Below are 22,206 nucleotides of genomic sequence, written 5' to 3'. Positions count from 1 at the left end.
GGGGTTACTGGGGTTTTGTCACCGCTGGACGGTTGGTGTTTGCCAGGGGCAATACCAGACGGCTGAGGATGCGTTCATCTTCCAGTTTGTAAAGGTCGAACTCGCCACCAATTTGCTTCATCAGGGATTGGCAAATCAACAGGTGTAGCCCAGGCGGTTGATCGAGGGGGGAAGGGGCGAGCAGATCGATGATTTGTCCTGCTTCCAGCTCCTGAATCAGGCGGGGGTCTACTTCTCCGTTGTCGGTGATGGAAAGTTCGAGCCAGCGATTATCGATCTGACGGCACCAGATATCGATGCGGTTGCCGGGCTGCGATCGCTCACAGGCAATCAATAGCAGCTCGTAGAGGACCAGTTCGATTTTGACGATATCGCCACTCACGGTGAGGTTGCTTTCGTTGTGAACCTGAGACCAGAGCTGGCGTTGCTTGATCAGGGCATCCACTCGCTCAAGTGCCCGTTTAAGCAGAGTGATCAGGGAAATGGTTTGGGGGAAGGTGCGCAGTCGCCAAAACTCCTGCTCAACCAGTTGGGGCAAGGTTCCCACGCAGTCATTCAGTTGCTTCAGAGCTTGCTGCTGGCGGGTGACAAAGAGTGGATCTTTGGGATTATCCAACTGATTCAGCCGCTGAAGACTGGTGCTGAGCGAGCGGTAAAGTTCTTCCAGACGGCGGTGTTTGTACCAGTTCAGGCGCTCCAGTTCTTCTTGCTGAACGGTGAGGTTGTGGGTTAGGTTAATGTAGCGGCGAGACCAGGCGAGCTGGCTGACAAGTGTTCCAAAGGCACTCAGGTATCGTTCTGACCAGCGGCGATCAGCTACATCGGCCACCAGCACAATACCAGTTGGTTCATGCTCTGGAGCCGTCCTTAACGCCATGGATAGCACCTGACCAATGCCTACCCCACACAACCACTGGCGGGTATCAGCGGGAATATCATCGATCGCCAGCGGCAGTAAACCATCGCTCGCCAGCGTCCACCCAATCAGGGGGTCAGTATTCACTGGAATCACCATATCTAGATTGATGGCAAAGCGATCATTGGTGATGATGGGGGGCGAAATGCGCCCGGCTCCTCGACCGGGAGACCAGGTAATCAAAGCTACCAGGGGCACCTGAAGCACCTGGGAAATTTGTTGCAAAGCCGCCCGTTCCAGCACTTCTAACTGGTGGGTCTGCTGAATCATGGTCAGCCCCCACTGAATGGTTTGCATAATTTTCTGCTGCTGTTCGTTCTGTTTCTGCAGCTGCCACTGGTGCAGAATCAGGCCAATTTGCTGACTGACCACTCGCACCAATTCCCGCTCGGTGCGGCTCCAGGTGCGGGGAGTTTCGTGGCAGAGGACGACTAACCCCTCCAGCGATCGCCCAATGGCGGTGTTGCAGACCAGCAATGCTCGTACTCCTAGCTCCAACAGGCGATTGCGCCATGCCAGCAGGCGCAAATCCCCATCCAGGTTTTCGATTCCAATCGCTTCCGTACTTTTTTCAAGCAGCTTGTGATCGGTGTCGTTCAGTGCTTCCAGAGGAGCCGTCAAATGGCGGCGGTTGTTAGGCTGGCTCTGGTAGCAAATCTCAAATCGTGCCTGGTCTTTATCGTAGAACAGGACCAAAAAACGCTCGGCTCTCAGCCGTTTACAGAGCTGGTCGGCTGACAATTTGAGGGTGGCTTTCCAGTCGTCGTCGTTGTAGATGGAGCGGGCAATTTCAGCTGTCAGCACCTGATCGGAGCGGATCTGATCGATAGATTGTTCCATCTCATCCAGGGGGGCGATCAGTGCAATGATCTGGGCGACCCCCCGGACATAGTTTTTCTCTTCCTCTTCCCAAATACGCGGCTCATTACCCTCCACCGCCAGAAACCCCAACAGTTCGTTCTGGAACAGGATGGGAGCAGCCAGCAGCGATCGCGCCCGGATTTGCTGCATCAAACGGCTGGTTATATCGGCTTTAAGGGAACTGTGGGCCTCCCCAATGGAAACAATCTGATCCGAAACGAGGGCCTGGTAAAATCCACTCACTTCCTGCACTGTGATCCCGGAGGCTGGCTGGCTGGCTTCCCCAAACCCCGTTGCCTTCTTGCGATTGCCCACCCTGCGCCAGAAATAACGCCGTTCCCGCTCAAACCAGTAGACGCTGGTGCGAGCAGGCTGAATAAATTGATGCGTCTCTTCCACGATCGCTTCTAGACGGGCACCCAGGCCGGGCAGCGATCGCAGGGTTGTTAACAGTGCCAGTAAGGGCTGATCGGGGCGCTTCGTCTGCTGTCGCTGCCACTCCACCTCAATCTGGTAAAGAGCTGCTCCCAGCCCCCCCAAAATCATCGATAGCCGTGCTTTTTCATCCGTTTTAGGCGATACTCCCCAGTGGGGTGTACCCAGCAACGTGACGCCATAGCAGCGATCCTTATGGCGAATTGGGAAGATGACGGTACCCTGGATGTTAAGGCTCTGAGCGACCTTACGCCACTCCCCTGCCCTCAGTTCTTCACGCAGGTCTGGTATAGCCAAGGGGCGTTGCTGGATCACGACCTGCTCCAGAATGTCACCTGGGTTCAAAATAAATCGCTGCTTCAGGATCCCCAATTCGCCAGACGGTGTAACCCCACCTTTGCCATACAGCCGATGCTCCAGCCGATCGTAGAGCCCGATCCAAATCAGGTCATAATCAAAATCGGACCGGAGATAGCTCAAAACCGTATCAATTAAAACATCTGAATTTTCTTCTTCCCGTAGGGTTTGTAGAACACGCCCCAAGGTAACTAGTTGCCTATCGTATGGGGCATTTGGCTCTTTCTGTTGAACCATGTTTTAGTTTAAGCGGCGGATACGCTAATACAACTAGAGTAATCAGCAAGACCAGTGACGTGCCAAGATACCCAGTGTGAAAATTCACACAGAGATTTTGCTGGCAAAGCAATCCGTTCGACTGCCCGACCTTTAGCTGGCATTCCTTACATCCTAGTTGGTTTCTAATCGTTCAGATGGACATTTATCAGACTGCCATCCGTCCAATTTTATTCTCAGGGCTAAAAGCCGATCCGGAGTGGCTTCATCAACAAACATTGAAAACATTGCACTGGCTGGATCAAGGTCGCGATCGCCCCCTAGCCCACTGGCTATGTCATCAAATGCGTCAGGCTTACAGTCTGACCAACCCCCGCTTAAAGCAATCCCTCTGGGGCTTAACCTTCCCCAACCCCATCGGTCTGGCCGCCGGGTTTGACAAAGACGGGATTGCTTCTGGCATTTGGGCGGACTTTGGTTTTGGTTTCGCCGAACTGGGCACCGTCACTCTCTACCCCCAACCCGGCAATCCCCGTCCCCGTCTGTTCCGTTTACCCCTCGACCAGGCTGTACTGAACCGGATGGGGTTCAATAACCAGGGGGCGGAGAAAATGGCAGAAATCCTGAGCCAACGGTGGGGAAATCGGGAAGGGAAGGGGGACGGAGCCAGCTATTTTTCCCTCCCTCATTCCCCATTCCCCTTTGGCATCAATCTCGGCAAGTCTAAGGTCACACCACTGGAAGAAGCCACCGAAGACTACCTGGGTAGCTTTCGGTTGTTGCAAGACTGGGGAGACTACTTTGTGGTGAATGTGAGCTCGCCAAATACGCCGGGGTTGCGATCGCTTCAGGCAGCAGAAAACCTGGAACCCATCCTCCGCACCCTCCAGCAGGAAAATCAGCAGCAAAAGCCCTTGCTGGTCAAAATTGCCCCCGATCTGGAGTGGGAGGATATTGCCGCTGTCGTTGATCTGGCCCGGAAACACCGTCTGGCGGGCATCATTGCCACCAACACCACGATTTCCCGCGACGGACTCAAAACCCAGCGGATTGGTGCCACCAGAAAAACGGTTCAGGAGGAAGCAGGCGGCATCAGTGGGGCACCCCTGCGCCAGCGCTCCACCGAAGTCATTCACTTTATTTACAAAGAAACCCAGGGCAACTTACCCATTGTTGGTGTGGGTGGCATCTTCACGGCTGAGGATGCCTGGGAAAAGATCACTGCCGGAGCTAGCCTGATTCAGGTCTACACAGGCTGGATCTACGAAGGTCCCTGGATGGTGCGCCGGATTTTGAGCGGGCTCATTAAGAAAATGGATGAACAGGGTTTAGAGTCAATCTCTCAAGTGATTGGGAGGAATTAGGGTGATAGAGTAAAGCTGCTGCACCGTTTGTTCTTCCTCTGGACTGTTCTTCCTCTGGAGATGTTGGAACTGCTGAAAGTACTATGATTGGAAGTACTATAAAAGTGCATTAAGTAGTTAGGCACAATTAAATCAAAGTAGTTAGGCACAATTAAATCAAGGATAATTTCGGGGTGGAGGGGGGGTTTCACCCCCTGCCTGGGTGCGCAGCCCCCCACTCCTCCCTTTACAAATTAATTATGACTATCTACTTATTCAACGATTCTTATTCAACGATTGAAGTTACTCAGCCACGATCGCTATTTGTTGAAGTTGTTGGAGCGCCTGATTGAGTTTCTCCTCAATCATTACAATACGTCGCTCCTGCTGAAAGATAGCTTGCTCCAAGTGGGCAATCCTCTGTAGGATTGAAGATTCGCTGTCTGGGCTTTTGTTGAATTTCCTATCTGAACTTTTGTTAAAACTATCTAAATTGCCATTAACTAAATTGCCATTAAATGTATCAATAACTGTTTTCCAACTCCTTTGACTAAGCTTGAAACCACAGTTTCGTAAGTAACGATAAGCTTCATTAAAGCCACCGAACTGAGTTTTGAGTAGTTCTGCTGTCCAGCAAGTTCCTCCAGAGGAGCGGAGTTCATTCAAAGCCAGGATATTGGTAGTAGTTGGAGCAATGGATTTTACAGGAAATGATGGTTCTGGCTGGACAATTCCATTCTCTGCCTCAGCTTTTGCGTAAGCATAACCTGTACGCAGAGCCGCATCTACAACCTGAACAGTGTTGTCAGATAATTCTTGTCCCAACTCACGCATCTGACTAATGCCATGCTTGATTTGCTTCAACTGTTCAGCAGTTGCCTTCAAAGATTCTGTCAATTTACTCATTTTTTTTATTCATCTAACAATTTACGACCAATATTGGAGGGGGTTTCTTGAGTCCAATCTTCTGAGTCTGCCTTTGGTTTATGTGGAACCTTTGGTTTATGTGGAAGCAAGGTACTAATATCAGTATTTAAGAGGCGATGGGCTGCTTGAATTAAAAGCAGAAAACGGCGACCGATAGAGAGCAAACCACTGTCACTCTTAACCTCCTCATAAACAGCCTCAAACTCTCCTAACAACTTATTAGTTGCATTAATTTGATGAGTTAAATGATTGACCTGAGTTTCAAGATTACTACCCCATGTTTCGAGCTGCTTACGCACCTCAACGTTATGAACTAGCAACTTTTGGAGCTGTTGCTTTTCCTGATTGAGTTTCTCCAAACTACTTTTAGATTGCTGGAGATTTTGTCTCAAAGTTAAAAGATCTTTTTTTGCTTCAGTTTGACGTCTTACTAGTTGACCACGGCTGATACTCAAACTTCGATATTCGCTACGAAGCTCGTGGTAAGCAGCTTCTAATTGTTCACGGTTCAGTGTTTGGATGTGAAGCGGAAATTCACTAACGCTTCTATATTCTCTGTATTCCCTATCTGCCATCCTTGCATCTCATTCTGAATCTAATACCAATTCTGAATCTGATACCAATGTTTTTATGAAGCTATACGTTATCAACCCCCGGTTGTCGCCGTCCCCTTTACCAAAGGGGGACTACAAAGGGTTCTGATTCTACGCATCTTCATATTGAACTAGTATAAGGATTGAATACTTCAGTTGTAACCTGTTGTTCTAGCAAATCAAAGCGAAAGGAGTAAAGAAATTATAAGAAGCGTGAAGGCTACAAAATGTATCTCTTAGGTCTAAATCCTGATGTCCCAATTGTAGTTCTGCTGAGGTCCTCAGCAGGGGCGATCGCAAATGAACTGAAAAAATGAATTGAGAAAAAATCCACCAGGGGTGGGACGAACGTATTTATCAAAACAAAAAGTAAAAAGTAGTGACGGAGGTTCAACTTGGTTGAGAATCTTTTCTCAGCGGATTTTTATGTCTGAGGTTTAGACTATAAATCCCCAGTAGATCTCCCCGAAATCTTACTGCTTTCAGTTTATGGGCTGACCCTGGCCCGAAATTAATGGGCTGAGTTTTCCAGCTCTACCGAGATTCATTAGGAGCATTTCCAACTTTGATGGACTCTATTTCCGAAGCAACCCAACCAATTGAGCCTACCCCCCTGGCAACTGTCAGACTGGACAACCCAGAATCGGGACCGAAATCGACCACTTCTCTGAAGTGGAGGCATTCTCCCCTGGCCTCGGCTGAATACCAGATTGCCACTCTGAATGCTATAGATCTTTCCCAAACCCCTCACCAGGGAAATTTTGCTGAAACTCTCTCAGTTCACAACTGGCGGCAGTTCGGGCCTGCAAAATTAGAAATTTTTCAGATAAATGTTGGCAAGCTTTGCAACATGACCTGCCGCCATTGCCATGTCGATGCTGGCCCCGATCGCCGCGAAATTATGGACCGGGACACCATTGACGCCTGCCTGCGTGCCCTCGACCAGACGGAAGTGCACACGGTTGATATCACAGGCGGCGCACCTGAACTCAATCCCCATTTTCGTTACCTGGTTGAGCAATGCGTGCTGCGGGGAAAACACGTCATTGATCGCTGCAACCTCACCGTTTTGCTGCTGCCAGGAATGCAAGATCTCCCCGAATGGTTTGCGGCACACGGGGTCGAACTGGTTTGCTCCCTGCCCCATTACCGTCAGCGTAATACCGATGCTCAGAGGGGCGACGGCACCTTTGAAAAATCAATTGAGGTGCTGCAACGGTTAAACACCGTGGGCTATGGTCAGGGCGACCCCAAACGGCGGCTAACTTTAATGAGCAACCCGGTTGGAGCATTTCTCTCCAGTAACCAGGCAAAACTTGAACAGGAGTGGAAGACGGGTTTACAGAAGAACTTTGGAATTAGTTTCGATCGCCTGATTACCCTCAACAACATGCCCATTTCTCGCTATCTGGAATGGCTGGAGCAGTCGGGCAATTTACAGTCCTATCTGGAATTGCTGGTGAATGCCTTTAATCCTGCCACCGTCTCTGGCCTGATGTGCCGCAGTACCCTTTCCATTTCGTGGGATGGGCGGTTGTTTGATTGCGATTTCAACCAGATGCTGGATCTGGAAATTCAACTGCCCCAGGGGGAGCGTCCCCACATTCGGGATTTCAACCCTGAAATGCTGGCCCGACGAGAGATTGTGACTGGGCGACACTGTTTTGGCTGCACGGCAGGTGCGGGAAGCTCTTGCGGTGGGACGATCGCCTGAGAAAAAGATAAGTAGCTAGTAGTCTGCCAAGTAGACTTTGAAGGGTTGCAAACCTTTCAAAACCCCCTACAATTGGTTTTTCTGGGTTTAGATAACCAGGCAAATTTCCTTTGATAATCCACTAGGCGCAATCAAATTATAGCTGTCGCCAGGTTGCTCAGGACATTGGCTTTAAGGGGGGAGTGGGGGCTGTGCTCCCACTCCCCCCTTCTAATTAAGAATGGCCACCTGCTTAGCAACGGATATTGCGACTGATTGGTTCGGTTTGGCGACTACCCAAATACGCACAAATCCAGATACCTTCGTAGTAGGCGTTGTTTGATTTTAGAAAAGGAGGCTGGATACTTGAAACATGTTTCAATGTATCTTGCTGTTCAACAACTCAACAACGTTGTCTAGTGGTATTGCTGTTGTGATTGGGAATTCTATCTCCAGATAGAGGGTGAACCGTTGTGCCCAAGTGGTTATTACCAACCCTGAGTGAAATTCTGGCGCTAAACGACCCGACGTGGAGCGCAGAGTATGCCTCTGAAGCCTCAAATGGAGTGGAGGGTAATGGTTCACGTCGTTTTGTAACCAATCGCTTGGCGCTACAGCGGGTACGAGCAGAACGGGAGTGGACTGGCGCGATCGCCGCTCTTAATGTCATGCTTCAGCATGCGATCGCCCACCATTTACTAGAAGTTCCCTATTCAACCTGCGGACTGATACTGTCGGGACCGCTGCCTGTGATCAGCCATCCTGACCTGGTGACCAAAATCTCCACTTGGTCTTTAACAACCCATTCGCTGCATACTGCTTCCTGGATTCCATTCAAGCTGCTACCATCTGTTAATCATTCCTCCCAGAAACTCAAAAAACCAACCACTTCAGCCCTACCGCTTCTGCCTGATGACCCTTTAGCGAGTGAGCAGTTTTGTCTGGTACTAACGCCCTGGTTTAGCTTGGTGATGGTATTGGGGGAGACACTAATGGGCAACCCCACGTTTATGTTCTCCTTCATGCCCAATGTAGTGCAGCAGGCGTGGGAGGCAATTCGCCCTCGCATTCTATTGATGAATGCCCATCAGGTTGAGCAACTGGACGATCTGATCCAAAAATTTCCACCCGTTGCACCCAACTATCAAACGGTGATGCAGTTTAGCCGTTTGATGATGGAGCATTTACCAGAACCCCTGGAGGAAATGCGGAATGATGCGCTTCCAGAAATACACCAGGAAGGGAACAAGGAAGTTGTTAGCTCTGCTCCCAATCCGGCAGTGCCCCTCGCCTGCCCATTGCCTGACTCTAACAGTCCTGATGTGGAACTTTTGAAGGCGCTTGCTCACGAGATCCGCACCCCTCTGGCAACGATTCGAACCCTGACGCGATCGCTCCTGAAACGTCCAGACCTCTCCCCAGACGTCCTCAAGCGCCTCCATTCAATTGACCGGGAATGCAGTGAGCAGATTGATCGCTTTGGCCTAATCTTTCGGGCTGCCGAGTTAGAAACCTCCTCTGCCCACCATGCGGCTATGGCCCTCACACGCACTTCTCTGGCGCAGATGTTTCAAGAAAGCATTCCCCGCTGGCAGAAGCAAGCGAACCAGCGGCAGTTAACCCTGGATGTGGTGTTACCCCAAAGGGTGCCGATGGTAGTAAGTGACCCGACGATGCTGGATCAGGCGTTGACCAGTTTGATTGAGCGGTTCACCCGCAACCTTCCGGCTGGAAGCCATATTAAAGTTCAGGTAACACCCGCCGGAAGCCAGCTCAAACTGCAACTGGAATCTAACCCAAATGAATCGGAAGTGAAGGACGCTAACTTTGCGGCCCAGGTTCATCAACCCTTCCTGAAGGCGATCGGGCAACTATTGATGTTCCAACCAGAAACCGGCAGCCTCAGCCTGAACCTGGCAGTCACTAAAAATCTGTTCCAGGCCCTTGGCGGCAAGCTTATTGTGAAACAACGACCCCAGCAGGGTGAAGTTATGACCGTATTTCTTCCCCTGGAGATGAACAGTTCTAATGAGGTGGATGGGTAGATAGGTGGATGGGTGGAGAGTGGGTGTGAGAGAGGGTGATGGGGTGGGAGGGTGAAGGAGTGGAGGAGTGGATAGGTGATGGAGTAGGGAAATGATGGACTAATAGATGTAAAGAGCAATAACCCTATCATCCCCTCACCCTATCACCCTCTCACTCCTCTCTAACAACTGAGTAGGTAGTCATCATTAATTTGTAAAGGGCGGGAGTGGTAGCTGCGCCACCAGGCAGGGGGTTTCACCCCCTACACCCCCAAAATTATCCTTAATTTAATTGCGCCTAGCTACTCAACAACCAGCAACTAACAACTGGCCTTCACCCCTTCACCCCTCACCCCTATCAAACTACTATCCCATTCGGATTGGCCGTTTCAATTAACAAACTAGTCACCTGAGCTGGGGTCAGGTTGGGGTTGGCACTTAAAACCAGGGAAGCTACTCCGGCGACATGGGGGGTTGCCATTGAGGTACCACTGTAGCTCCGGTAGGTGTTGTTGGGGGTGGTGGAGTAGATGTTAACGCCCGATGCAACCACATAACTGAGAGGATTGGGTCCAGCATCATTGGAGAAACCCGCGAGCCGTTTGTTAATGTCTACCGCGCCCACCGCGATTCCAGTTTGGGTGGCAAGACGGGCAGGGTAACTCGGTAGGCTTTGGGATTCGTTTCCAGAAGCCATGACAACTACGGCTCCCAGTTGCGCTGCATACTGCACAGCGGATTGCATGTCTCTCGACAGGCCACCGCCACCCAGACTGAGATTGATAACTCTAGCGCCATTGTTGGCAGCATAGCGAATGCCTGCGGCAATGTTTGAACTGCTGCCAAAACCATTTGCATCCAGGACTCGCACGGGCATGATCCGGGCGTTGTAGGCAACACCTGTTGCACCAAAGCCATTATTTTCGGCGGCTATAGTTCCGGCAACGTGGGTGCCATGACCATTGGGGTCGGTTGGGGTGTTGTCCCGCTGCACAAAATCCCAGCCCCGAATGTCGTCAATAAAGCCATTGCCGTCGTCATCAATGCCATTGCCAGCTATTTCGCGGGTGTTTATCCAGATGTTGCCATCCAGGTCGGGATGGGTGTAGTCTACGCCGCTGTCAATGACGGCAACGGTAATTCCCTGGCCGGTATAGCCCTGTGCCCATACTTCGGGAGCATTAACCTGATCCAGGTTCCAACTGTTGCCCCCCAGGTTTGCGACGGGTGCAAAGGGATTTTGCCCGATCGCCCGTGCCACTGCTGCTGCCGCATCAACCAGGCCGTATCCATAATTGGGATTAAAGCTCGTTGCGGTTGGGAAGGAGGTTGTGCTGGCGGCTGAAAGGGTGAGAGTGTAGTTGGTATTGCCTCTGTACTGGTAAACCCGAACGTAATAGGTTCCTGGATTTAAGGTTTGGCTGATAGCCTCATCTGCATTGCTACCATTGGTCGAACTACGAAGGACTGCGCCACTGCCACTCAGAAGCTGTACATCCGCATCAGCTGTCATTCCGGTGAGAGACAGGTTAAAGCTAACGCTGGTGATGACACTGAACTGGTAAATGTCGCTGCGATCGCCACTACTGACTGAATCGGATAGGGAAACTGGACTACTTCCCAAAGCACCGACATTGTAAGCTGTTCCCAGAGTGCTACCTGGATCGGGTGTAACAAAGGCTCTGGCGGAACTGGCTCTAAACAGGTTGCCTTCCAGAAGCGGATCTCTAAGTTCTGAAAGCGTGGTTTTGAGGAAGTCCCGTGATAGATCCGAAACTGTTAGAGAAGATGCATTGCAAGAACTCTGATAGCTCGAACCATATTGCTTTGATTGACCAAACATTCGTTTTACCTCTTTGTCTGGGTTGAGAAAAAACCACTCCGAAGCAAACATTCTCAAAGGATGGTTAACGATCCGGAACATTCGCAGTAATTCCATTTGAAAAATGCTGCTATCCTCAAAAAACTAATAGAAGAAGGTCACCGAAATAAGAATTCATGAGCTATTAAACCCTCTCGACGTATCACAGAGCGGGCACACTGTCCAGTTTTAATTCAACACTATTCAACTAATAGGAACCTTCAAAAAATTGATTCTTTTAAGAGAATCTTTTGAAGATCCTTTTGCCTGTAGTAAGACATTCAGATCTTCCTAAATCCTCATGAAAAGTGGGATTTATAGCAATAGTCACCAGGCTTGGGGCCGGGGTGCAGGGGTGGAACCCCTGGCTGGGGGCGAAGCCTCCACTCCCTCTCTAATTCCAATGTCCTAACGCACCTGCCTAGAGCTATAAAACCAATGTCCTGAGCAACCTGGCGACAGCTATAGAATCTGTTCTCTCCTTTAAGGATGTGAGGGAGGAGCACCCGGTATTTATCCAGAAACCATCTTTCCTCTTCAAGCAACCCCTGATAGGGATGATTACCTACGAAATAAACCTGATTGTTCCGGCGGTCGCCAGAACCATTTCATTTGAATTGTGAGGGTCTTTTTTAGAGAAGTCCTTTCACAATTCTCTGGCTGTCAATGATTAAGAACTACGACACAAATTCTTCTGGTTAAATGCATCAATTCCGTGCATTTTGGGAACCTGAATTTGTGAGAAAATCGGCTTTCTTGAAAGTTTGTTGATAGCAAAGCTTATCCTACAACAAAATCAATATTCCAGGGCTCTTGGTTGGGATGGTGGCCATATTAGCTTCTGGCTCCTGGCTCCTGACTCCTGACTTCTCAAAGGATAAACAAAGCAGCGTGCAGCCATCGCAACTGCCATCGCAATTTAACGTTTGGGAAAGGCTTTTTCAGAAAGCCGTGGTAGAAACCCTTAATGTCCTGGTAGAAGTCCCTTCTTTGCTGGAGACACTGTACAGGTTTTGGAATCGCGATCGCTATCTCTGGTCAACCAGTTTCCCATCTGTCTACTGTTCAAGCATCCTGTCACCATTTCTGGACAATTACTCCCACAACGAAAGGTGCCAGTTTTTTTTCTGTCTGGGTTTTCCGGTTTCAAAGCCGATCAATGCGCAGTTCAATTTCAGCCAGGCTATCTACGGGCTGACCCGCCTGTCGAGCTGGTTCAAATTGAAGTTTTTGAATCACCCTTTTTGCCAGTTCGTCATAATCGGCAGCCCGGCTGCCCTCAATCACATCTACCCTCTGCAGGTTTCCGTCCCTGTCCACCAAAACCTTGAGTGTGATGGAAGAGCCCAGATTCAACTCTACCGATGGTTGATAGGCAATATCTGGAAACGATTGGGAAGTGGAAAGTGGGCGGGCAACTTCGTAGTCACGGTCAGTCACGTCTCTGCCAGTATTTGCATTGGTAAAACGCAGGATCGTTACTTTCAACCCCCTTCCCTGTCCGCGATCGCTCGAAATAGTAACCTCCGGCAGCGATGGATTTCCTGCTCCAGTTGAACCAGAAGCCCCAGGGTCGCCTGTGATAGAGGAGCCACCGGAGCTTACTTCAGGCGGTACGGGGAGAATGGGTTGGGCAGGAGAGCGAGAAAATTCTGGATTATTCGTTTCCCCGGCAGGGTTCCGGGGTGGGGGTGAGGGTTTGCGATTGCTTTCTTGCCTGGGAGTTGAATTCCTGGGTGGCTGAGTTGGACGGTTCTGGGATGGAAATGGTGGAGAAGGGGATTGGGTTGGGTCTGGAGCAGGCTGAAAAACGGTTTGAGGAGCGATCGCTACCTGCGAATTTGTGGTCTGAGAAGGAACCGTCGCCTTTGACTGCTCACTGGTAAGGCGGGGGGCTTCCCGCTTTGAAGTCGTCGATTTTAGCTGAGAGGCGATCGTAGACGGTTCCACGAATTCTACAGAAATGGGGGCGGGTTCCACCTCAACTTTGATCAAGCGACTCAAAAACTGTCGCAACGACAAAAACAGCAATATATGGAACAAAACCGACCCTGCGACAAGCAATACCCAAAATGCAGGGGATTCTGAACGCCGCCTATCAGCAAGATGGGAATCAACCATGGGAATAGATATCAGTTGTTATCAATTGTTATAGCTGTCGCCAGCTTGTTCAGGACATTGGGTTTAAGGGGGGTGTGGGGTCTTCGCCCCAGCCAGGGATTCCACCCCTCCACCCCTCCACCCCTATAATCCTGCCAGCCTGAACTGATCAGGTAAAGAATCTTCATATTCTGGATTCTGGATTCTGGATTTTGGCTCCTGTATCCACCATCGCTTTCCAAAAGATAAAACCAAGCTTCAGGTACCGATTGAAACCTAAAGCTTGGGAAATAATGTAGCCAAAGTATCAGGGATTTTCTGACACCGCTTTGTTAGTCTTACACACTCGCTGGCAGAGGTGCGCACATCATGCAACTACAGATCTGGAGACTTCAGGCACTCGTTCGATTGTTAGCTTTGATCGCTAAATTACGGGGAGATGTCAGCAAAAACGATGAAATGATTGATGCCCTGATCCGAAAGCTGAACGGCCAGCCCGATCGCCCTGCGGATAAGCCCCCCTACGCAGGTATTTTTGGAACATTCGATATTGAGATAGGACGACAAAAGGCAGCCGAGGAACTTCAAACCGTATGGAATAAACTTCAGGGAGATCTCAACGAAATCGATGGTGTTGTCGATGATCTGCTTCGCGCCCTCAGCAATTTGCCTGCCCGCCCAGCGGACAAAAAGCCCTATGCTTCAATCTTTCCAGAGTCAAAGATGGTTTGGCTAACGCCAGAAAAGCTGCGGGCGATCGCACCAGAAGCCCCCTCCGGTCGTTCCGAACAACTGGCTCCCCAACTGAATCGGACGATGGTGGAATACAGTATCAACACCCCCCTACGACAGGCCCATTTTCTGGCCCAGATTGCCCATGAGAGCGATCGCTTCAATGCTCTCGAAGAGTACGCTTCTGGTGAAGACTACGAATATCGGGACGACCTTGGCAACACCCAGCCGGGAGATGGTGTCCGGTTCAAGGGCAGGGGATTGATTCAGGTTACGGGGCGAGCCAACTACCTGGAATGCGGCAGAGCCCTGGGAGTTGACCTGATTAGCAATCCCAAACGGCTAGCAGACCCGGACCTGGCAAGCCGCAGTGCTGGCTGGTACTGGAGCACCCGACAACTCAATGGTGACGCCGATCGGGATGATGTTCGTACGGTCACACGGGTGATTAATGGGGGCTATAACGGCTTGGAAGACCGGATTCACCTGCTCCAGGCGGCAAAGAGGGCATTGGGAGTTTAAGAATTCATCCTGCCAGAGCCGCGATCGCCAGCTTGAAGAACCTTCCCCATCCTGGTTTGGCTTGAAACTGGGCAAGCCGCATGGTCACTTGCCGCAGGTGTCGATGGCGAGAAAACCAGATGGGGGTTGGAAAAATGCGGAAAGTACCACGCAGGACTGATTTCTGCGGATGCTCAAACAGATAGGTGTTATGCACTACTCCCTGCCCAGAACGGATATCATCCAGAGCGTTACCGGGAAACGCACCCCAGGGAAATAGAGGCATCGCAAACAGAACGGAAGACCAGACATTAATCCCTATTGCTCCGTAATGCAGGTTGGCGATCGCCGCCTCCAGTTCCGCTGCCCACTTTCGCTGCGTTACTGGATCAATCAGCATCGTGCAGGAAAGATTTCCCCACACCGTTTGATTCACAAATTCCACCGCTTGCGCTAAAAATTCCCCAGCATTGCCTGTTTCCAGGTTCACCTCAGCCAGTACGCCACAAAAAGCTTCCTGGGTTAGGGCGTATTCCCCTGCTTCAGCAGGCACATCAGGAATCAAAGTCCAGGGAACAATTGTGTCGCTGCCAGAATTTACTGGCTGCGCCTGGGGATACTGATTCAGAAATTTCAAATAGCGCTGTTTTGCTCCTGGATAGTAAGCCTCGCGGGGAGGAATAGCCGCGAACTCGCGCTTCAGCAGGGAGAGAAATTCTTCCCGCTGGGGCCAACCTCTGGCAGTTACCAGCAGTTTGGCAGAGCAACAATTAAAGCTGGCATTGTGAATCACCATTTCGGCAACATGGCGAGCTTGAAAGGCCAGATCAGCTTGAGACCAGTGACCGGGTACTACGATTACAGGCGTAACACAGCCCAGTTCAGAGGTAATGGGTTTGCAATTTAAAGGCTGGCGATTGGATTTGCGCTCTGTTTGCTCGTCAGGGGTGGCGCCCCAAACGATCGCGTCATGGGTGTGGTGAGAACCCGTGATATGAAGCGTGTTGATTTGGGGGTGCTGACAGAGATATTGACCCAGGTCTGCCCCACCATAAACCACTTCAAAGAACCCTTCCTGCCGCAGAGGTTGAAAGGCGGATGCCAGAATGGACCCCATGTACTCATTGACCGGGTTCATCTTCAGCAGCACGACTTCGTCTTCGGCAAATAGCTTGTATAGAGCATCCATTGGCGCGATCGCTGATAGGTTTCCTGCCCCCAGTACCAGACACACTTTTCCCGCTGTCGCTTTATTTCGGTAAACCAGACCTTGTGTTGCAGGTTTTCCCGGTTCCATCCAGACTTCGCCAGTGAAACCCAGGAGCAACAAGCGATCGATGATATCGGCAGGAAATACCTGGGCAATGGTTTGCCCGTTAAAGGTTCTTAGCTTTGGAGGGTGGGGTTGCCCGTTTGCCCTAAGAGCTTTCACCAACAATCGCAGGTTGTACACTGTGACAACTGGACCCACATACCACTCCTCCCCCGCCAGAGTCGATTGGGGATCAATCCCCTTTGCCCGACAGGCTGTCTCTGCCCAAACTTCTGCAACAGCCATTACTCTTTCGATGCATTGTTCCAGATAGTGAATCCGTTCAGGAATGCCTACCTGGAGCCAGGCATCTTTACGGTGAGCAAGGCGAGTGGCGATCGCATCCGCTTCCTCAAATGAGGTTGCTTTCGGAGATTGGACGACTTTGGGATGGTCAGTCAGCATCTCTGCCCCTTGACTGTTGTAAGACAACGGCTCTCCTGAGAGTTTGGTGATAAGCTTCGCTTACTACCTTAATAAACTTACTACCTTAATAAAATGATCGTGAATCAGAGAAATGTGGGGTCATAACCTAACCAAGGTTTTCAGGTTTGATTGACTCAAATTTGAAGACAGGCAAATGAAGGTCTCCTGGCAATTGTTACAAATTTTCCCACACTGCTTTTGATGCACTACTACAAAATCTGTTCTTCCTTCATCAAATGAGTTGCCAGTTCTGCCGACAGCGCCAGAAAAATGTCTTTGATCCGCATCAACCGAGGTTCTTTTTCTCCATGCGCAGCAGCAACTTTTGTCACCATTTTTTCCAAACAGGGCAATTCCGTGTGCAGGTAAGTATGGTGGATACGCTCAATGTGATCGGCTAATTCGGTTAACGACAATGTGGCTAATAACGACAATGTGGCTAAATTTCCCTCTGGGACTGATTCAGTCGTCGCATAGTTTCTAACCGTGCCAAAAATGTTTCTGGATCGAGACCTTGCTGCCAACATGCTTCATCAATCGTCCTCTTGCCGCCGCAGCAATAGTCCACGTTAGTTTCCTCAAACAGACGAAAGAGCAGAGGATGATCACGCACGATCGCACCTACGGTGTCATGGATTTGAAACGTAGTCATGAATTTACCTCCGATCGTAAGTGAAATGGATGGGTGAGGAGGTGAGAATACTGGAGAGAGGGCATGATGGGAGATTGAGAGAAGTGGGTCAAAAGCTGATGAGGCAGCATAGGGGTTTGGAGATTTATCAGATGGCTTTTGAAGCAGCCATGAGAATTTTTGAAGTTTCAAAATGTTTTCCTAGAGGAGCGATATTTTTTGATTAATGATATTTTTTGATTAATTAAGGGGAGTGTTCTAGAAACAGGGCTCCGACTCCTCGAAATCCTGATTCCCTCGCCCCCCTTACCCCCTCATCCCCTCCTCCTGTACCTGGGTCGGTTGCTGGAAAATGCCAACCACAGCTCGCCCAACACAGTAGATCAACATCATCGCTCCCACGGTAAAAATGATGTCTCCGGGGATGCGTAGCCACACCGTCCACTGCATCCAGGCAGAACTAATCACTTCGGCACTGCGGGCGTACCAGGTGCCATGATTAATCGATTGCACCAGTTGATAAAAGCCGTTGGGAATCAGTCCAAACACCATCATCACCACGAGACCACCGTTGATCCACCAGAATGAGAAGTTAAGGTTCTTCTCATCCCAGGCACGATCGGGGGTAATTTCCCGCAGGGCAAACAGCATCAGGGCAATCGCTAGCGAGCCATACACACCATAGAGGGCAGAGTGGGCATGAATCGGGGTAGTGTTCAGTCCCTGGGAGTAATAGAGGATGATCGGCGGATTGATCAAAAACCCGAACACCCCAGCTCCCACCAGGTTCCAGAAACAAGTGGCAATGAAGAACTTGAGCGGCATCCGATAGAAACCCTGGGCTTCTTGAGACAGCTTCAGGGACTTCACCACTTCAAAGCCAATCAGGGTCAGGGGCACCACTTCCAGCGCCGAGGCAACCGATCCCATTGCGGTAATGAACACGGGTGTTCCGGCAAAGTAGAGGTGATGCAAGGTGCCAATCACCCCGCTACCGAGATAGAGAATTGTGGTGAGATAGGTGGCTCGTAAGGCAGAGGACCGCTTGAGGAAACCGAGTTCGCTACAGAGGTAGGCGATCGCCACGGTTGCAAAGACTTCAAAGAAACCTTCGACCCACAGATGCACCACCCACCAGCGCCAATACTCCGCAATACTCAACGGCGTATGGTTGGTGTACATCAAACCAGACGCATAGAACAAAGGAATGGTAATGGCACTGTAGAGGAAAAAGTGATTCAATCCGGTTTTGCTGCCCTCTGCTTTCAGAGCGGGTTTGAGGGCGCGGAACATCAGCCACAGCCAGAACACCATGCCACCAATCAACAGCAGTTGCCAGAGGCGACCCAGTTCCACATATTCATAGCCCTGATGGCCAAACCAGAAGCTCTTGTCGCCCAGGTAGCCTTGAATTCCAGCCCAGGCACCCACCAGCGAACCGACGACAACAACGGTTAAAGCCGCCAGTAACCCCCCATTCCCCCAGGCTTGAAACTTGGGTTCGTGTTTGCCAAAGCGGGGGCCAAAGTACAGTCCCGCTGCTAACCAGCAGGTGGCAATCCAGAAGACCGCCAGTTGCAAATGCCAGGTGCGAGACGCGGCATAGGGTAGATAGCTTTGAATTGGAATACCATAAAAGCCTTCTCCTTCTACCGCATAGTGAGCGGTCACCATGCCCATGACGATTTGCACGAAGAACAACGCCATCGCCACCCCAAAAAACAGGCTGGTGACTTTCTGGCTGGTCGTCGCCATCCGAATGGCTGGACGGGTATTTACGGACTGGATTTCTTCGGTATCTTCTTGGGTGAGATACACAAACAGGAAAAGGGCGATCGCCGCAATTAACACAATCACTGAGACGATTGACCAGATCACAAATTGTCCAGGAGCCTGGTTGCCAATCAGCTCGTCATGGGGAAAGTTGGCCGTGTACGAAAACGGCGCATTGGGACGATTGGCGGATGCGGCCCAGGCTGTCCAGGCGAAGAAGGCCGTGACATCTCGAATTTGAGCATCATCAGTAAACCAATCTCTGGGGATGGAATGCACTGCTGACCCTTTAGACAGCAGCGTGTGATAATCTGCAAAGACGTGTTTTAGCCCCCTGGTTTGGGCGTCTGTTAATGCCAACTGACCGGCTTTGGCATCATACCGATTGGTTTTAAATTCGTTGCGCAACTCGACTTGCAACAGGGCGCGATCGCTCTCTGACAACGCCTCCCAATCCACCTGATCAAAATCGGGATTGCCGTTATACAATACACCCGCTGTTGCCAGGCCCCAACGATGCAACACGTCCGCCGTCCAGTCGGGAGCCAAATAACTGCCATGCCCCCAAATGCTACCAATGTGCTGTCCACCCCGCGCCAGATAGGTTTCCTGCCCGTTTTGAATATTTTTCTGGGTTAGAATGATTTCTTGCTGCGGCGAAACAACCGTTGTTGGGATGGGGGGGGCATTTTTATAAATTGCTGCTCCTGCCGAAATTAAAACTGTAAAGGTCACAATACAGATAAGTGCAAGCCAGGCTGGGAGGGTAAATCGCCAAGTGCGTTCACGTCCTCTTGCTCCAGCAACATCAAACGTTGGATTTGCCATCGTCGCATCTCTAGTGGTTTAGCACCCTCCAGACTAGACAGATCAGAATTCAATCGCTTTGACTTAAGTCAAAACAGACCTTCAAACATCCTTAATTTTGCAGTTTGCTTGAAGTAATGTAAAAACAGGCTCATCTTTAGACCAGGCTTGTGAATCGCAAAGTCTTTGCCATAATTATTGACAGTTCAGTAACCCCTTGCTTCTATAGGGGCATCTCATCATTTAGGGAGTCTACTCTGGTTACGGATCTCCGGCTTTGTAACCCTGCCATTGAAGCTCTGGCTTCTCTGAACCAACACAGGAAGCGGGAGCTTCTAATCGATATAGCCCGGCGGGAGCCTAGCAACGAGAAATGGCCAATGGATTCCCCCAACCTTTAGATACGCCCTGCTTCTATAGCAGTCCTAAATCAGTTGTGAGATGGAGAAGCTTTGTGAGAAGGAGTGCCGCAGGAACTCCTTCTCACAATTCAAATAGGACCGCTATATCGCTAGAATCCAATTGGAAAGGCTAAATGGCAGTGGCATGGAATGAACAACTTCAATGCTGGTTTGGGTCAGTGGTTGCAAACCACAATGATTTTTCGTGGACTTTCTCCATTGCAACTATCCCGCTTACTCCAAATTGCACAACTGCAAACCTGGCAAAAGGATGAACTCATTTTCCAACAAGACAGCCCAGCCACAGGTTTTTTTGTGGTGAAAACGGGGCGAGTTAAAGTGTTTAAAGTTTCATCCACAGGCAAGGAGCAAATCCTCAATATTTTTGAAACGGGAGATAATTTTGCAGAAGTTGCGGCCTTGGATGGTCACCCTTTTCCAGCATCCGCCGCTGCTCTGGATTGGGTTGAACTGATCTTCTTTCCGCGCCTCGCTTTTCTAGAACTCCTGCACGAAGATCCGAGTATTGCCATTAATATGCTGATTAGCGTGTCAAAGCATTTACGTCATTTAGTCGGCGTGATAGAAGATCTCTCCTTCAAAGATGTGCCTCAACGGCTGGCTGAGTATCTGCTCCAGCTTAGTGATGTTGGTTCTACCTCAGCGGGCGATCGCTTAAAATCGCTCAACAGCGTGACATTGGATTTAACTAAAACTCAACTAGCCGCAGCCCTTGGTACAATTCCTGCGACACTTTCGAGAGCATTTTATCGTCTCAGCAGTGAAGGTATTATTACCGTCAGTGGTTCACACATTACAATCCTTGATCGCGATCGGCTACAAACTTTGAGTCAAAATGAAAGCAGGCTAACAGCTCAAATCAGCGGCGGCAAATAACCTCGTGCTCAGTACCAGTTTCATGCAGCATTCGGACTTGGAAAAGCGGGTTGTCTTGCGAGCTAATCGCTTAATGCGGGTTCGTAAGGTCAAGTGTTTGCGCTCAGTTATCTGAGTATTCCACTTGCCAACGATATGCTGATCTTCATTCAATCAGCGGGCATACGCTCCCCATCCATTGGTGTCAAAGGTTTGAACACCCAACGGCTCTAACAATGCTTTTAGCTCGACTAACGCCTGCTCTTTATGGTCTGCGAGCACATACGCCAGCACCTGTCCGGGTTGATGGTCAATGGCATGCCATAACCAGCGCTCCTGCTGCTTGGAGTAGACGAAGCTCCACATCTCGTCAGCGTCGGTTTCCTCAACCTACTTCACAATTGTCACAGAGGTTGGCTTGAGTGGGTCTAACAAGCGGCAATTCATTTGTTCAAGAGGATGATCTTTTGGTAATCCTATTTAGGAAAGGATAGAGAATAAGCAGCCTTTATAAATAGCTGGGGAACTCTGAACGTATCTGTTTGTTGTAGTGATGAATGAAATACCAAATCGCTCCAATGTGATTCTCCAATCTCCTAGAAAACGACAATGTCTTCCTCACTAAACGTGACACTCGTTGTCTGAGCGTGTTGTTGAGTCATTCAATATAGCTGGTCAAGCCACTTTCCTTACCGACTGCACGATGACGGTTACTCGGTAGAATTTTGGCATAGGCTTCCCAGTAATCGCCGTACACAACTGCACATTGCCGATAAACCGCAGGCATTGACTGCCACAATCTAATGACAGCCTCTGCTAAACAATCGCCAATATAACACCCGACGATCTCACGAGTTGCTACATCGAGTGCCAACCACACCCACTGCTTGTTGCCTTTGTCATTGACAAACGACCATAACTCATCCATCTTCACCCCTAAGTGCCCCTTCGCTTTAGGTTGCACTTGCAATCGTTGCCGTACCCCAGCGTAGCAACGGTTGACATAGCGTTGCAGCCAGTCCTGTGATAGGTTCATCACACGAGCAATACCCGCCAAAAGAATCTTCTCTAACAACAGGCAATCAATCATCGTTTTGCGGTCTGGGTCGATGGGGTTCCATTGCGGGTCTTCAACGAACTGACGACCACAATCGCGGCATTTATAGTTTTGCTTACCGCGACGAGTGGTGCCATTTTTCATAATGCCATCTGAGCCATAGTTAAGAAAGAGAAGATAAGGCTTCATGGTGGAAAATTGGAAACTAGGAGATGCATCATAAGAGACTCAACCATAATAGCTACTCCTAATCCTAATTTTCTCAATCCCTTACTAAAGGGCACTGCCAATCTTTTTTTAATTCTTCATTAGATTCTATCGTAGATTCTATCTTTGAATTTGAGGTTCTATCGTGGATTCTGAG

At 50.0% G+C, this 22,206-nt stretch carries 14 protein-coding genes and 2 pseudogenes; 5 read left to right on the top strand and 11 right to left on the bottom strand.

Annotated features, from left to right (window positions below; genetic code table 11):
- Positions 1 to 4 precede the first annotated feature (4 nt).
- The gene (locus tag P4D80_RS07510; RefSeq protein ID WP_421658381.1) at positions 5 to 2,755 is read right to left on the bottom strand and encodes a GAF domain-containing protein; all 2,751 of its coding nucleotides are present in this window, start codon (positions 2,753 to 2,755) and stop codon (positions 5 to 7) included.
- Positions 2,756 to 2,982: 227 nt separating this feature from the next.
- Here P4D80_RS07510 and P4D80_RS07505 point away from each other — a divergent pair, with 227 nt between their 5' ends.
- On the top strand, positions 2,983 to 4,149 hold the full coding sequence (locus tag P4D80_RS07505; protein WP_421658380.1) for a quinone-dependent dihydroorotate dehydrogenase: 1,167 nt from the start codon (positions 2,983 to 2,985) through the stop codon (positions 4,147 to 4,149).
- Between the two features lie 282 nt (positions 4,150 to 4,431).
- Here the strand turns inward: P4D80_RS07505 and P4D80_RS07500 are convergent, their stop codons facing one another.
- Together P4D80_RS07500 and P4D80_RS07495 are read right to left on the bottom strand one after the other, a co-directional pair.
- Positions 4,432 to 5,034: a hypothetical protein gene (locus P4D80_RS07500; protein ID WP_421658379.1), complete on the bottom strand. Its 603-nt coding sequence runs from the start codon at positions 5,032 to 5,034 to the stop codon at positions 4,432 to 4,434.
- 5 nt (positions 5,035 to 5,039) lie between these two features.
- Entirely contained in the window at positions 5,040 to 5,630 is a 591-nt protein-coding gene (locus tag P4D80_RS07495) for a hypothetical protein (protein ID WP_421658378.1), read from the bottom strand.
- A gap of 583 nt (positions 5,631 to 6,213) precedes the next feature.
- Here P4D80_RS07495 and arsS point away from each other — a divergent pair.
- Both arsS and P4D80_RS07485 read left to right on the top strand, forming a co-directional pair.
- Positions 6,214 to 7,362: an arsenosugar biosynthesis radical SAM (seleno)protein ArsS gene (arsS, locus tag P4D80_RS07490; RefSeq protein WP_421658377.1), complete on the top strand. Its 1,149-nt coding sequence runs from the start codon at positions 6,214 to 6,216 to the stop codon at positions 7,360 to 7,362.
- A 452-nt stretch (positions 7,363 to 7,814) separates the two neighbouring features.
- Positions 7,815 to 9,386: a sensor histidine kinase gene (locus P4D80_RS07485; protein WP_421658376.1), complete on the top strand. Its 1,572-nt coding sequence runs from the start codon at positions 7,815 to 7,817 to the stop codon at positions 9,384 to 9,386.
- A 337-nt stretch (positions 9,387 to 9,723) separates the two neighbouring features.
- On the opposite strand, the gene P4D80_RS07480 is transcribed toward P4D80_RS07485, so the two are convergent.
- Together P4D80_RS07480 and P4D80_RS07475 are read right to left on the bottom strand one after the other, a co-directional pair.
- Positions 9,724 to 11,208 carry a S8 family serine peptidase gene (locus P4D80_RS07480; protein ID WP_421658375.1) on the bottom strand — a complete coding sequence of 495 codons (1,485 nt, stop codon included), beginning with the start codon at positions 11,206 to 11,208 and terminating at the stop codon, positions 9,724 to 9,726.
- 1,164 nt (positions 11,209 to 12,372) lie between these two features.
- A complete protein-coding gene (locus P4D80_RS07475; RefSeq protein ID WP_421658374.1) occupies positions 12,373 to 13,347 on the bottom strand; it encodes a TonB family protein in 975 nt (324 codons plus the stop codon).
- A gap of 348 nt (positions 13,348 to 13,695) precedes the next feature.
- Here P4D80_RS07475 and P4D80_RS07470 point away from each other — a divergent pair, with 348 nt between their 5' ends.
- On the top strand, positions 13,696 to 14,580 hold the full coding sequence (locus tag P4D80_RS07470; protein WP_421658373.1) for a glycoside hydrolase family 19 protein: 885 nt from the start codon (positions 13,696 to 13,698) through the stop codon (positions 14,578 to 14,580).
- A 4-nt stretch (positions 14,581 to 14,584) separates the two neighbouring features.
- Here P4D80_RS07470 and P4D80_RS07465 read toward each other — a convergent pair whose 3' ends face one another.
- From P4D80_RS07465 to P4D80_RS07450, 4 genes are all read right to left on the bottom strand, one after another.
- Positions 14,585 to 16,303 carry an aldehyde dehydrogenase family protein gene (locus P4D80_RS07465; RefSeq protein WP_421658372.1) on the bottom strand — a complete coding sequence of 573 codons (1,719 nt, stop codon included), beginning with the start codon at positions 16,301 to 16,303 and terminating at the stop codon, positions 14,585 to 14,587.
- Positions 16,304 to 16,506: 203 nt separating this feature from the next.
- Complete coding sequence (locus P4D80_RS07460; RefSeq protein ID WP_421658371.1) at positions 16,507 to 16,713, bottom strand: hypothetical protein; 207 nt, start codon at positions 16,711 to 16,713, stop codon at positions 16,507 to 16,509.
- A 23-nt stretch (positions 16,714 to 16,736) separates the two neighbouring features.
- A complete protein-coding gene (locus tag P4D80_RS07455; RefSeq protein WP_421658370.1) occupies positions 16,737 to 16,949 on the bottom strand; it encodes a DUF542 domain-containing protein in 213 nt (70 codons plus the stop codon).
- Positions 16,950 to 17,234: 285 nt separating this feature from the next.
- On the bottom strand, positions 17,235 to 19,529 hold the full coding sequence (locus tag P4D80_RS07450) for a nitric-oxide reductase large subunit (protein ID WP_421658368.1): 2,295 nt from the start codon (positions 19,527 to 19,529) through the stop codon (positions 17,235 to 17,237).
- 530 nt (positions 19,530 to 20,059) lie between these two features.
- Here P4D80_RS07450 and P4D80_RS07445 point away from each other — a divergent pair.
- Positions 20,060 to 20,806 carry a Crp/Fnr family transcriptional regulator gene (locus tag P4D80_RS07445; RefSeq protein ID WP_421658367.1) on the top strand — a complete coding sequence of 249 codons (747 nt, stop codon included), beginning with the start codon at positions 20,060 to 20,062 and terminating at the stop codon, positions 20,804 to 20,806.
- Here P4D80_RS07445 and P4D80_RS07440 read toward each other — a convergent pair.
- Together P4D80_RS07440 and P4D80_RS07435 are read right to left on the bottom strand one after the other, a co-directional pair.
- Positions 20,777 to 21,253, bottom strand: a pseudogene (locus tag P4D80_RS07440) (IS1 family transposase); the annotation flags it as partial. The gene P4D80_RS07445 and the pseudogene P4D80_RS07440 sit on opposite strands and share 30 nt — an antisense overlap.
- Positions 21,254 to 21,293: 40 nt before the next feature.
- Positions 21,294 to 22,031 (bottom strand): annotated as a pseudogene (locus P4D80_RS07435) (IS1 family transposase).
- Positions 22,032 to 22,206 lie beyond the last annotated feature (175 nt).

Origin of the sequence: Leptothermofonsia sp. ETS-13 (assembly GCF_049200465.1) — a bacterium.
GTDB lineage: Bacteria > Cyanobacteriota > Cyanobacteriia > Leptolyngbyales > Leptolyngbyaceae > Leptothermofonsia.
Note: the sequence above shows the minus strand (reverse complement) of the source record. Positions and strands in the feature narration are given on the sequence as shown.